This window comes from Ferroacidibacillus organovorans (assembly GCF_001516615.1).
Taxonomy (GTDB): domain Bacteria; phylum Bacillota; class Bacilli; order Alicyclobacillales; family SLC66; genus Ferroacidibacillus; species Ferroacidibacillus ferrooxidans_B.
Genome location: NZ_LPVJ01000048.1, coordinates 94,936 through 107,900 on the forward strand (window position 1 = coordinate 94,936; position 12,965 = coordinate 107,900).

14 protein-coding genes are annotated in these 12,965 nt (G+C 53.8%); all 14 read left to right on the plus strand.

Translation table 11 applies throughout. From position 1 onward, the window contains the following. Nucleotides 1-4: 4 nt before the first annotated feature. The 14 genes from ATW55_RS10445 (at nucleotide 5) to fabG (ending at nucleotide 12,964) form a co-directional block, all read left to right on the plus strand. Nucleotides 5-1,693 (plus strand): DAK2 domain-containing protein, encoded by a 1,689-nt coding sequence (locus ATW55_RS10445; protein WP_067716900.1) that lies wholly within the window; start codon nucleotides 5-7, stop codon nucleotides 1,691-1,693. 10 nt (nucleotides 1,694-1,703) lie between these two features. After that, nucleotides 1,704-3,749 carry an ATP-dependent DNA helicase RecG gene (locus ATW55_RS10450; protein ID WP_067716904.1) on the plus strand — a complete coding sequence of 682 codons (2,046 nt, stop codon included), beginning with the start codon at nucleotides 1,704-1,706 and terminating at the stop codon, nucleotides 3,747-3,749. Between the two features lie 63 nt (nucleotides 3,750-3,812). Then, nucleotides 3,813-4,031, plus strand: a complete 219-nt coding sequence (locus ATW55_RS10455) for an alpha/beta-type small acid-soluble spore protein (RefSeq protein WP_067716908.1) — start codon at nucleotides 3,813-3,815, stop codon at nucleotides 4,029-4,031. A 169-nt stretch (nucleotides 4,032-4,200) separates the two neighbouring features. Beyond that, entirely contained in the window at nucleotides 4,201-5,052 is an 852-nt protein-coding gene (gene asd, locus ATW55_RS10460; protein WP_067716911.1) for an archaetidylserine decarboxylase, read from the plus strand. Nucleotides 5,053-5,772: 720 nt separating this feature from the next. Then, entirely contained in the window at nucleotides 5,773-6,366 is a 594-nt protein-coding gene (gene rsmD / locus ATW55_RS10465) for a 16S rRNA (guanine(966)-N(2))-methyltransferase RsmD (protein WP_067716914.1), read from the plus strand. A gap of 8 nt (nucleotides 6,367-6,374) precedes the next feature. Further along, nucleotides 6,375-6,863: a pantetheine-phosphate adenylyltransferase gene (gene coaD, locus ATW55_RS10470; RefSeq protein ID WP_067716918.1), complete on the plus strand. Its 489-nt coding sequence runs from the start codon at nucleotides 6,375-6,377 to the stop codon at nucleotides 6,861-6,863. A 13-nt stretch (nucleotides 6,864-6,876) separates the two neighbouring features. Continuing rightward, complete coding sequence (locus ATW55_RS10475; RefSeq protein ID WP_067717020.1) at nucleotides 6,877-7,677, plus strand: patatin-like phospholipase family protein; 801 nt, start codon at nucleotides 6,877-6,879, stop codon at nucleotides 7,675-7,677. 40 nt (nucleotides 7,678-7,717) lie between these two features. After that, nucleotides 7,718-8,695, plus strand: a complete 978-nt coding sequence (locus ATW55_RS10480) for a YlbL family protein (RefSeq protein ID WP_067716921.1) — start codon at nucleotides 7,718-7,720, stop codon at nucleotides 8,693-8,695. Nucleotides 8,696-8,893: 198 nt separating this feature from the next. Next, nucleotides 8,894-9,424, plus strand: a complete 531-nt coding sequence (locus ATW55_RS10485; RefSeq protein ID WP_067716925.1) for a YceD family protein — start codon at nucleotides 8,894-8,896, stop codon at nucleotides 9,422-9,424. Between the two features lie 10 nt (nucleotides 9,425-9,434). Beyond that, the gene (gene rpmF, locus ATW55_RS15830) at nucleotides 9,435-9,617 is read left to right on the plus strand and encodes a 50S ribosomal protein L32 (RefSeq protein WP_079290459.1); all 183 of its coding nucleotides are present in this window, start codon (nucleotides 9,435-9,437) and stop codon (nucleotides 9,615-9,617) included. Nucleotides 9,618-9,692: 75 nt separating this feature from the next. Continuing rightward, nucleotides 9,693-10,286, plus strand: a complete 594-nt coding sequence (gene fapR, locus ATW55_RS10490; RefSeq protein WP_160327224.1) for a transcription factor FapR — start codon at nucleotides 9,693-9,695, stop codon at nucleotides 10,284-10,286. Further along, nucleotides 10,270-11,274: a phosphate acyltransferase PlsX gene (plsX, locus tag ATW55_RS10495; protein ID WP_082685754.1), complete on the plus strand. Its 1,005-nt coding sequence runs from the start codon at nucleotides 10,270-10,272 to the stop codon at nucleotides 11,272-11,274. Before fapR ends, plsX begins: the two co-directional genes overlap by 17 nt. After that, complete coding sequence (fabD, locus tag ATW55_RS10500) at nucleotides 11,274-12,221, plus strand: ACP S-malonyltransferase (protein ID WP_235587090.1); 948 nt, start codon at nucleotides 11,274-11,276, stop codon at nucleotides 12,219-12,221. The genes plsX and fabD overlap by 1 nt, the downstream gene beginning before the upstream one ends. After that, nucleotides 12,221-12,964 (plus strand): 3-oxoacyl-[acyl-carrier-protein] reductase, encoded by a 744-nt coding sequence (gene fabG / locus ATW55_RS10505; protein WP_067716933.1) that lies wholly within the window; start codon nucleotides 12,221-12,223, stop codon nucleotides 12,962-12,964. The genes fabD and fabG overlap by 1 nt, the downstream gene beginning before the upstream one ends. The last annotated feature ends 1 nt before the right edge of the window (nucleotide 12,965 follow it).

Consider the following 12,965-nt stretch of genomic DNA (forward strand, 5'->3'; position numbering starts at 1 on the left):
GTGAGTGCTGCAACAGGACTATGTGGACGGCGCGCTCTTTCTTCATCTTTTGAAGGCAGGGCACGATGAACTGGAAAAAAGAAAAGATGAAGTCAACGCGTTGAATGTTTTTCCCGTTCCAGACGGGGATACAGGAACAAACATGTTTCTCACCCTGCACACGGGGCTTGAACACGTACTTCAGTGCAGTGATAAAGATGATCTGCCAAAACTCGCGCAAGCGCTCTCATCGGGGCTTCTCATGGGTGCGCGCGGAAATTCCGGCGTCATTTTATCCCAGCTGTTTCGCGGGTTTCAGTCTGTGTTTTTGGGGCGCGACCGAAGTGATGCGCGGCAACTCGCGCAGGCGCTGACGCAAGGTGTACAGATTGCGTACAAAGCGGTGTCGCGGCCTGTGGAGGGGACCATTCTTACGGTTGCGCGCGAATCGGCGCTAGGAGCGGATGTGGCGAGCCGAAAAAAAGATGCGACGCTGGTTCACGTCATGGAGGCGGCTGTAAATCGCGGGGAGCAGGCGCTTCTTCACACTCCGGATCTGCTGCCAATTTTGCGTCAGGCAGGGGTAGTCGATTCTGGCGGGCAGGGTCTCCTCTACATCTACAAAGGTTTCTTGCAGGCGCTTATGAGCGAACCGTTACTGGATCGCTCGTGGGATGATCTTGGATTTCGTCCGGCGATTGTCCGACGTTCAGAGGCGTTGCAACTGCCCGCCATTGAAGAATCGGCGCATGGAGAAGGGGAATTCGGATACTGTACAGAATTTCTCATCCGACGCAGCGATGCGGCACAGAATGTGGAAGAGCCTTTGCGAGATGCCCTTTTGCAGTTGGGGGATTCTTTGCTTGTCGTGCAGACGGACGAGTGGGTTAAGGTGCACGTTCACACGCTTCACCCAGGCGCTGCGCTTGAGGTTGGTCTTTCGTTTGGTTCGCTTAACGGGATCAAAATTGACAACATGACAGACCAGCACGCAAAGCGCGCTGGTGCTCAGATGAGCGTGTCCATCGCGCAAGAAGGTGCAGGTTCGCCGCATCGCGCGAAGCTTGCGCTTGCCGCAGTCGTATCAGGTGATGGTATTGAAGAGATCTACCGCGGGATCGGGATTCAGGCGATCATAAAGGGCGGTTTTACGATGAACCCGTCGACTGAAGAATTGCTGACGACCATCGAGCGTATTTCAGCCGATCAGATCATTCTTTTGCCGAATCACAAAAATGTGCTGATGGCGGCAGAACAAGCGTGTGCAGTCATGTCCGGGAGGATGCATGTCGTACCTGCGCTAAATATGGGCAGTGGATTGGGAGCGGCGCTCGCCTTTGACCCAGAGAGACCGCTTTTTGAAAACATAGAACGCATGACAGAGGCGGCTTTGCGCGTGCGTTTTGCCGCGATCACCGCATCTGTTCGCGATGCGAGTTATAATGGGCACGCGATTGGGGAAGGCGATTATCTGGCGTTGTATGAAGGTGAAATTGCAGGGTCCAATCCTTCGCGCAGTTCGCTCTATCGAGAAGTGCTGACGAATTTGTGCGAGGAGGGCGTCGAAATTTGCACAGTTTTTTACGCGGACGAATCGCTGCGCGAGGAGGCGTTTGGCGAGGCTGAGATACTCTTGCAGGCGTATCCAGAGGTGACATTTGAAGTTCATCGCGGCGGGCAGCCGATTTACGATTATCTCATCGCGGCAGAGTGAGGGATGTCGTGTGAATGGATCATCTTGGCAGTCACACCCCTTAACGATGATTCCCGGGGTGGGTCCGGCGCGCCGCGCGGCACTTCACCATCTCGGCATCCATTGTGTGGCTGATCTTCTTCACTATTATCCTTTGCGCTATGACGAGGATACAAAAGAACATGATTTTACGGCAGAGGCCGGCACCGTGATTGCTGTGGCGACCGTGTCGGGGGAGGCACGCGTGCGCTTCGCCCGCGGGAAATCGCTGCTTTCTCTACCCGTTGTCATTCACCAAACGCCCATGCACGCCCTCTTTTTTAATCAAACGTATCTACGCAGTCAATTTTCCGTCGGGATGACACTTCGTTTGCACGGACGCTACGATCCAGCGCGCAAAACCATCACGGTTACACGTCATGAACGCCCATCTAAACACAATGCCTTGCGCTCCATCACACCTGTCTATGCGGTGTCGTCTTCCATCTCTGTCACGACACTAAGACAGATCATGAGCGCGGCGCTTCGCTGTGTTTGGGAGCAACTGCGCGATGTTCTCCCGGGAGAGATCATCACGCATTTTCGGCTGCCTTCTTATGCTGAGGCACTACGCATGATTCATTTTCCGGATACGTTTTCGGATGTTCATCAGGCTCGGCGGCGCCTCATTTTCGAAGAGTTTTTTCGCTATCAGCTCCACTTGCAGCTTTTGCGCGATGAGATCGCAAGCGAACGCACCACTTCACTTGACGCGGATCGTTTCTATGAAGGTAGTGAGTCTTTTGTTCGCGCCCTGCCGTTTCAGTTGACAGACGGACAACGCTGTGCGATTGAAGAGTTATCACAAGAACTCATTGGCACAAGCCCGATGCGTCGATTGTTGCAAGGCGATGTCGGGTCAGGAAAAACGGCGGTCGCCTTTGCGCTTGCGGCAGGTCTTGCACGCGCAGGTTGTCAAACGGCCCTGATGGCGCCGACTGCCATTCTCGCAGAGCAGCACTATCGCGACGCGGTGCGGATGCTTCATCCCCTTGGCGTTACCGTTGCGCTAAAGACATCAGAGACGTCCGAGTCGACTGTCAGCGGGAATCCATCGAAGCGCGGCGAATGCACGGAGGATTTGATCATCGGCACGCACACCCTCGCTTCTCCCGCTCTCTCCTATCGTCATCTGCGCCTTGCCGTAATCGATGAACAACATCGTTTTGGCGTTGGAATTCGCCGCGCACTTCGCGAGAAGGGAAATGGAACGAGTGTTCTTCATTTGTCGGCAACCCCCATACCGCGCAGCCTGGCCCTCACGCTCTACGGTGATCTGGCGGTCACGACACTGCGCGAGCGTCCCAAGGACCGCTTGCCGATCAAGACCCAGCATGTCACAACAAGCGACCAGACCTCTGTTTTTCGACTTCTTCGAATCGAATTGGCGAAAGGCCATCAGGCGTATGTCGTGGCGCCACGCATTCGTCCTGATGACGTAGATGAAGAGATCAAGAGCGCCGAGAAACTTTACGAGGAGATGGTCGCAGAGCTTGGCGTTGCGCGAGTCGCGCTCGTTCACGGCCAGATGAATGACAAGGAGCGGCAACATGCCATGCGAGAATTTGTGGCTGGACGCACCCAGGTTCTCGTCGCGACATCCATGATTGAAGTAGGGGTCAGCGTTTTGAACGCGACAGTCATGATTGTATACGGCGCTGAGCGCTTTGGTCTGGCCACACTCCATCAATTGCGCGGTCGCGTCGGCCGCTCCACCTACCCATCCTACTGTATACTCGTAGCAGATCCTGCCGGAAATACGGCGAAAGCGCGAATTGAAGCACTTCTTTCCTCGCAGGATGGATTTGAACTGGCGGAGCGCGATCTGACACTGCGCGGTCCAGGAGAATTGCTTGGCGCAAGGCAATCAGGGCTGCCTTCTTTTGCAATTGGCGATCCGTTGACTGATTTGCGCATTATGGAAGTTGCGCGCGACACCGCCGAATCGGCGCTTGGCGACCGCTCGTTTTGGTTGCTCCCAAGTTATCAGTTGCTTCGTGAGTCTGTGCTGCGCGAGTTGGAATCGAAAATGGAGTGAGAAACAGCATGGCATGTATGAAATGGATGAAGGGGGATATCCTACGCGTAGGAGGCGATGGAAATGGCAGCAGGACAACATTCAAACTCGTATGTCGCAAAAGGTGTGAATCGCGCAATGGAGCAATTCAAATATGAAGTTGCGCAAGAATTGGGCATTCAAACGCCCGCCGATGGTTATTGGGGCACAATGCTGACACGCGATACGGGCGCAATTGGCGGTCATATGACACGCAAACTCGTCGCGCTCGCAGAGCAGCAGCTTGCAGGGAAACCGTTTTAGGATTGATGATTCACAATCTCTTTTGAACTGATCAAAGAAATCATGAGAGGCGCTTCAAGCCTCTCTTTTTTTTATGCTATAGTAGTGAGCGTTCTGCCCCCTTTTACGCACCCACTCATAGACTGTCATCAATGGCAAGTGAATCCGTGTGAGGAGGCGATTTGATACGGTGCGCAGAGCCTTTTTGTTAGCGTTCCTTCTGGCCCTGCCTAAGCGAACGCTGTCAGCGCTCCTTGGGCGCCTCATGAGCGTTTCGGCGAGTCGCCGCCTCATTCCTTACTTTATTCGTTTTTATCGCATAAACGTGTCAGAGATTGAAGCTGACCCGTCTGACTATACGAATCTATCCGATTTTTTTTCGCGCAGACTGGCGCTTGGCGCGCGCTCGTTTTGCGGTGATGAAAGCACAGTGCTCAGTCCGGTTGACGCACGTGTCGCATCGTGCGGTAAAATTGTAAACGATCAAGCGATACAGGTTAAAGGAAAGTGGTATTCCGTGTCTGAGCTTACAGGAATGCCTGCGGATCGCATCGAGGGCGGGGTTTATCTCACTCTCTATTTGAGTCCGCGTGACTACCACCGCATTCACGCGCCACTTCCCGGGAAAATCCTCGCCATCACACATACGGCAGGAACCCTGTATCCTGTCAACCGTTTCGGGGTAAATTCAGTGCGCAAGCTCTTTTTACGAAATGAGAGAACGGTCACCACGTGCCAATTTGCCGACTTTACCTATTATCTGGTGAGTGTGGGGGCGTTTGGCGTGGGTTCGATTCGCTTGACAGAGCCGTTTATCGCTCCTGAATACCCGCGAAAACATCGCGCGAAGACGCACACACTTTTTTGTGGGGCACACGAGATTGAGCGCGGTCAAGAAATCGGCTACTTCTCGCTCGGGAGCACGGTGGTCCTCGTTTTTGAAAAAGATCAGTTTGAAGAGACGGTTGTGCAAGGAGACGTTGTCAAGGCGGGAGAGCCCATTGGGCGATTTTTAGCGCTGACATCACTGTCTCTGTCATGACTGTCTGATGAAAAAAACAGGGCCCGCCACATGTGCGGATCCCTGACCTCTTTAATACAAAGAATTTCAGCAGGCGTTAGCCGTTCCGATTCCTGGAACAAGCAAGAAAAATAAAACGAAGATGATCAAGAAAACAACGGCCCAACGCGTATATCCACCGAATGTGCCCACGTTTTTCAACTCCCCAGTCTTGATGTCTGCTTTATAACACCATCGTGCATCAATACACGGGAACCGTTGTGCATTGCTGCGTATAGCCTGGGATGAGCAGGAAGAAGAGCACAAAGATGATCAGAAAAACGACCGCCCATCGCGTGTATCCTCCGAATGTACCTTCCATGAGGTGACTCCTCCTTTGCCCTAATGTGATTACATAGGTAGTGGATGCATGAAAAAAGCGTAATGAAAGGTACATCCGCCCGTTAAAACACAAAAAACCCTCCTCGCCCGGGTACGCGAGGAGGGAGCTCTGTGCAACAACTCCATCTGGATATGTGGTCCTATGTAGTTACGCACAGAGCGACTGGGAGAGGAGAAACCGGAAGAACATGTCAGTCGGACACGCTCTCTGGTTGCCTTGCGGCATCGCTGCCACATCGTTAGTTTGTCCAGGGAAGGTTTGTACTATACCTTTAGGGAGGTTTAACGCTGTGATTTTCGTTGTGGTAAAGTGAGCAGTGTGAAATGCATTTTTGACTTAATGCGTAAGGAAGTGTCACGATGCGCGTCATTGCGGGAACGAAGCGGGGAAGAACGCTTATTGCTCCCAAAGGAAATGAGACACGCCCGACCCTGGATCGAGTAAAAGAGGCGCTTTTTTCGCGAATCGGCCCCTATTTTTCTGGCGGTGTGGGTCTCGATTTGTTTGCAGGTTCAGGCGCGCTTGGGATTGAAGGAATCAGCCGCGGCCTGGAAAAAGTGATCTTTGTCGATACACAGACGAGCAATGTCATTCGTGACAATCTCGCGCGGCTCGATTGCGCTGCGCAGGCGGATGTCTTTGCGATGGACTATCGTCGCGCTTTGAATCGATTGCAGCGTGAGAGGGTAAAGATCGATGTCGTCTTTCTTGACCCTCCCTATGCGCTGTGGCATCGCGAATCGCTGCTTGATCAGTTATCTGCCGCGTCGATTCTAAATGAACAAGCCACAGTGGTGGCTGAGATGGGGCGAGATAAAGAGACGCCCGTTTCGCAAGGGTATGAAATGCTGCGCGAGGCGCTGTATAGTGAAACAAAGCTATGTGTGTATCGCTACTGCGCAACTGCTGGTGTTCCTTTGGAAGATGTCCCAGACTCTCTGCCGGAAAGGTGATTGAACTCGTGCGCACTGCCGTTTATCCTGGAAGTTTTGATCCGTTGACGCTCGGTCACCTTGATGTCGTGACACGCGGCGCGAAGATGTTTGACCATGTTATCGTGGCGGTTCTCGTCAATCTGAAAAAAACGCCACTGTTCACATCCGAAGAACGCACCGCGCTGATCCGCGAGAGCGTAAAGGGTCTTCCCAATGTGAGTGTCGATTCTTTTTCGGGCTTGCTGGTGAATTACTTACAAGAAAAACAGGCGACAGTGATCATCCGCGGGTTGCGGTTCATCAGCGATCTTGAAACAGAACTGCAAATGGCGTCCATGAACCGCGAATTGATGCCGGAGTCAGAAACCATCTTCATTCCGACGAATCATGAATTTTCGTATTTGAGTTCCAGTCTCATTAAAGAAATTGCGCGTCATCGCGGCGATGTATCTCGCTTTGTGCCGGGAAATGTCCTTCACGCGCTTCGCGAAAAACAGGAAGAGCGGTTTGGCTGAATCGGGGTGGACAATGGTGAAGAAAACGAAACTGGGGCTCGCTCTTGGCAGTGGGGGGACACGCGGATTTGCACATGTTGGCGTGTTGCAGGTTCTTGAAGAAGCCGGATTCAAGCTTCACGCGATTGCAGGCTCAAGCATGGGCGCCTTGATCGCCTCCCTCTATGCGACGGGCGCTCCTGTTCACCATATGGAACAACTCGCGACACATCTGCCGATTGCTCGCTGGATGGATGTCACGTTCCCAAAGATGGGCTTGGTGACAGGTGTAAAACTTCACGAGCTGATCAAAATATTGACAAAGCGAAAGACGTTTGAGCAGTGCTCACTTCCCCTCGCTGTCGTCGCGACCGACCTCGAACTCGGAGAACGGGTCGTACTCACGGAAGGGTATGTTCACGACGCGGTTCGCGCGAGCATCGCCATCCCCGGGATTTTTGTGCCTCATCGCATCAATCAGCGCCTCTTGATCGATGGCGGCGTGATCGACCGTGTACCGATTCACGCGACGCGCAGTCTGGGGGCTGATTTTGTGATTGCGGTGGATGTCGGATTGTTCGATCGGTTGCCGCCAGTCAGGCATGTATTTGACGTTATCGTTCAATCGATTGACATTATGGAGCGCGAAATTTTTCGTCATCGCATTCTTGATGCGGATTTTGTGATCCGCCCAGAACTGGCGCTGATGAGTTCGACCACATTTCACGGCATTGCCGAGGCGATCGAGGCGGGGCGTGACGCGGCGCGCAAGGCCATTCCGGAACTGCGCGAAAAACTGGCGAGTGTGGAAGAAGCGGCGCGCGGTCGGTCTTGATGATGAAAGCTTCAAAATGAAAGATACGAGGTTTTGTCTCATGAATGATGGTTGGCACAAGGCAAGGCGCGCACGCAGTCGCGTCAATGGTTTTCGGATTTTCCTGCTCGCCATTCTTGCGATGGCGGTGGTGGCTTTTTTTGTTCCGCTTCCTTACTACGTTTTTTCTCCAGGTCAGGCAGAAGCGGTTGCCCCCATCGTTCGGGTACAGGGCGGGCATCGCAATGAGCGGGGAAGCTTTATGCTCACGTCGGTGTACGTCACCTATGCGGATAACATCTACGACTTTATTGGCGCACTGATGGTTCCTCACCACCAAGTGTTAAGTATCAAGCAGGTGTCTGGCGGACTCTCCAATACGCTTTACGATCAAATCGAGTCGTATATGATGAAACAAGCAAAGCTTGACGCGGAACTGGCTGCTTTTCGCTATCTTCACAAACCATATCACCTTGTTAACCAAGGGGTCACGGTGGTTGCACTTGACACCAAAGAGAACCCTGCGACGCCGCTTATGCCAGGTGACACATTGTTGCGCATCAATCACAGGCCCATTCAAACTGTTGCCGATCTGACAACCGTTCTCGCCTCGCTGCATCCAGGCGCCGCCATTTCGGTGAGCGTACTGCGAGGAGGGAAAATCGCACATCTTCACATGCATACCGTCTCGCTGCCAGACGGTGCAGGAAAATCACACACGGGGCTTGGCATCTATCCGACGCAGGCGCTAAAGCTGATCACGGCAAACCCTGTGACCATTCGAACCGGACAACTTGATGGACCGTCTGCCGGTCTCATGTTCTCACTTGAGATTATCAATCAGCTCGCAAAAACGGATCTTACACGCGGCTATAAAATTGCGGGGACGGGAACGATCACGCCAAACGGGGTGGTCGGACAGATTGGCGGGGTGACCCATAAGGTCATCGCGGCGGTCAATGCCGGTGCATCCTTCATGTTTGTGCCAGCGGATCGCGCGCCGGGTGACACGAATGAGGCGCACGCTTGGCAGAGGTAAAAAAGGATCATCTCCACATCACGATCGTCCCTGTAAGCACACTTGCACAAGCCGTTTCCTTTTTAGAAAAACTGCCGCCAAAAAAAGCGGTGAAATAAATGGCTGGGACGCAGCGTGGAGATCAATAAATGCGACACATTGACAGCGCAGAGCGTTACCCGTATACTACTTTCTGTCGTGAATGGAGTGAAGGATCTTTTGAAAATTGCATGGTCTGATGCGGAGAAACCCGACGGAGTGCATCTTTGCGGCAAGGTAGAGATGACGGAGACGTTTGACGAGGCGAGTGGTGTTGCGTCAATGGAGCCGCTCCTGGTGGATGTCAAAGCGGTTGCGGACGCGATAGAACTGACGCTTGCGGGTCACGTGGAAACGCTCGTCAAGTTTCGCTGTGTGCGCTGTCTTGAACTGTTTTCTTCACGCATTCAAACATCGTTTCAAGAGGTTTTTTGCCGAACGAAATTGACCGCAGAGCAAGATGAAGCCGAAGTGATCCACTGGGTTGATCGTGATGTTCCGATTGATGCATATGCGATTCAGGCTGTTTTGCTTGCGATGCCGATGAACCCGCTTTGCAAACCGGATTGTCTGGGCCTTTGTCCAGCGTGTGGTATAAATCACAATGAGGCGCATTGCTCGTGCAATGCTGAATCGATCGATCCGCGTTGGGATGAATTGGCAAATCTTTTTCAATCCGATAGGTCATCCGAAATTTCGGATAAGAAGTGAGGTGGATCCAGTGGCAGTACCTCAGCATAGAACGTCCAAGACTCGGAAACGCCTTCGCCGCACCCATTTTAAATTGTCTGTGCCGGGAATGGTTGAATGCCCCGAGTGTCACGAAATGAAGTTGTCTCATCGCGTATGTCCGAACTGCGGCACCTACAAGCGTAAAGCAGTTGTCGCGACAGAGCGCGCGTAGTAAGCAGAGAGGGTCATGGCGTTTACACGTCCACGGCACTCTTTTTTTATGATGAGCATACGGGGTGATCCGTGCATGTCGACGCAAAAAAAGACGCGACACGAACGGCTTTTGCACATCATTGAGAGTGATCCCCTTTTAAAAGATGAAGAACTTGCTAAGCGGCTTGGAGTCAGCGTCCAGACGATTCGCCTCGATCGCTCGCAGTTGGGGATTCCTGAGGTGCGCGAACGAATGCGCCGCGCCGCGACAACCCATTTTGAATCTCCGCGAACGCTTGAAGTTGACGAGGTCGTCGGTGAAATTATCGACCTTGAGATAGGACGTCACGGACTTTCAATTTTTGAAGTGGGTGCAGAGCACGCATTGTCGCGCTCGCGCATCGTGCGCGGTCATCACCTGTTTGCGCAAGCAAACACGCTCGCCGTCGCGATCGTTGACGCAAAGCAGGCGCTTACAGCGCGTGTGACGGTGCGCTTTTTGCGTGCGGCGCACGTAGGTGATCGCCTGATTGCAAAAGCGACTGTGACAGGTGAGCGCGCCGGGTTTGTTCGCGTGGCCGTGCGTACGCGCGTTGGCAGTCAAGAAATTTTGCAAGCTGATTTTCTTGTGACGCAGGGCTTGCGAGAAGCGGAACGGGGGAGTGAAATTCGTGAGACTCGCCATTGATGTGATGGGCGGCGATCATGCTCCCAAGGCGCCGATTGAAGGCGCGATACAGGCTGCGCTTGAACATAGGCAGGTTGAGTTTGTCCTTGTGGGGCGCGAAGAAGTGATTGAACCATATCGCGCAAGTTTTCCATCAAACATACAGGTGCGACACGCCTCGGATACGATTGCCTCAGACGCAGAACCGGTGCGCTCTGTGCGTCGACAGCCAGACGCATCGTTGGTTGTCGCGGCGACCCTTGTCCGGGACAACGTGGTTGACGGCATGGTGTCAGCAGGGAACACTGGCGCATTCATGGTGGCCGGGCTGCTTTTTGTCGGGCGCATGCAAGGAATTGAGCGGCCGGCTTTGGCGGGGCTCCTCCCTTCTTTTCAAGGAAATGGCGTCCTCCTCCTTGACGCTGGTGCAAATACGGACTGTACAGACGCGCACCTGCTGTCGTTTGCCAAAATGGGACAGGCGTATGCGCAGGTCGCAATGAAGATTGAGCATCCACGGATTGGGCTCATCAACATCGGCGCTGAACCCAACAAAGGCAGTGAGGTTGTCAAGTCAGCCTATCGATTGCTAAAGCATGAGATGGAAGGATTCGTCGGAAACATCGAGTCGCGGGAGATGCTGCACGATGTGTGCGATGTTTTAGTGTGCGACGGTTTTGTCGGCAATACGCTCGTCAAATTTTATGAGGGTGCAGGTGCCGGATTATTTGAGGAGTTGCGTGCCGTGTTTATGCAGACGCGCCTGACGCGCTTGTCGGCCCTTTTTTTGCGCCAGAGTTTGAAGAAGTTTAAGATGCGTTTTGACTATGCGGAGTATGGCGGTGGCCCGTTTTTAGGCGTGAACGGCATCCTTGTCAAGGCGCACGGTTCATCGAACGCGCGCGCGTTTCAAGTGACGATCAACCAGGCGATTAAGATGCATCAGAATGGTCTGATTCACGCACTGCAAGAGGCCATCGCCAAGCGAACAGAGACAGGGGGGGTCTGATGAAAACAGCATATGTCTTTCCTGGGCAAGGATCGCAGTACATTGGCATGGGGGCAGCGTTTGTCGAGATGGATCCGCTTGCGCGCGAGCTTCTTGACGAGGCGGACGCAGCGCTCGGGTTTTCGCTGCGCAGGATTTTTCTTGAAGGATCGAGTGATCAGCTGCGTTTAACTTATTACACGCAGCCAGCGATTTTGACGGTTAGTGTGATGGCGTATCGGATGGCGATCAAGGCGGGTTTTCCCGTGCCGGATTTCGCCCTTGGGCATAGCCTTGGCGAGTACAGCGCGTTGGTGGCGGCCGAGGTGCTGGATTTTCCCGATGCAATCCGGCTTGTTTACTTGCGCGGCCGTTTTATGGACGAGGCGGTGCCGTCAGGAATAGGAGCGATGGCGGCTGTTCTTGGTGCCGACTTACAGGCGCTAAGCGCCCTGTGCAGCGAGATTGCCCGCGAGCTTTCAGAAGTGGTGGAGATTGCCAATGAAAACTGCCCTGGACAAGTTGTCGTTTCGGGCCACAAGGCCGCGGTTTCCCGCCTCGTGGAACGGGCAAAAGAGGCAGGAGCAAAGCGCGCGATTCCGCTTGAGGTGAGTGGACCGTTTCACTCTTCTTTGATGGCGCCGGCGGCTGTGCGCCTGGCAGAAGAACTTGCAAAAATCGAACTGCGCAAAGCGGCGTTTCCGATTGTGGCAAACGTTTCTGCTGAGCCGCTAAGCGACCCGAGCGCCATCCGTAGCGCTTTGATTGCACAGATTGAAAAGCCTGTTTTGTTTGAGGCGGGGATCAGGCAGTTGCTGCGCCAAAACGTTCAAACGTTTGTCGAGATGGGCCCAGGCAGTGTACTGTCGGGGCTTATCAAAAAAATTGATCGGCAAGCGATCGTGCAGCGCGTTGAGGATCAAGGTACGTTTGCGCAAGCAAAGGCGGCTATTTTGGAGGTGTCGTGATGGAACTCAAAGATCGCGTCGCAATGGTCACCGGCGCGTCAGGTGGCATTGGATCGGCTGCCGCCGTAGAACTTGCCGAGGCCGGGGCGCGCTTAGTTCTTTCGTATCATCACGGCAGTGAGCGTGCCGAGGCGCTCGCTGCAGAGCTTCGCGCGCGCGGGGGCGTCTGCACCATTGTGCAGGCGGATGTCTCGACAAAAGAAGGCGCCGCCGTCCTCGTAAAAACGGCTGTTGAGGCGTATGGCGGAATCGACATCCTGGTGAATAACGCGGGGGCGACCCGCGACGGCCTGTTTCTAAGGATGAAGGAAGAGGATTGGGATCAGGTCATTGACACGAATCTGAAGTCCGTCTTTCTCTGTTCGCAAGCTGCCTCAAAATATCTCATGCGAAGCGCCTATGGCCGCATCATCAACATCGGGTCGGTCGTCGGGCTGACTGGCAATGCCGGACAGGCCAACTACACTTCAGCGAAAGCCGGGTTGGTCGGGTTATCCAAAACGATCGCGCGGGAACTCGCGAGCCGCAAGGTGACAGTCAATGTCATTGCACCTGGGTACATCACAACGCGAATGACGGAGAAGCTCGCGCCGGAACTTAGTGAAAAATTGGCTGATCAGATTCCGCTTGGACGACTGGGGCGGCCGGAGGATGTCGCGTCGCTCATCCGCTTTCTGGCTGGGGACCGTGCATCCTATATAACCGGTCAAGTATTGCAAGTCGACGGCGGATTAGTCATGTAGT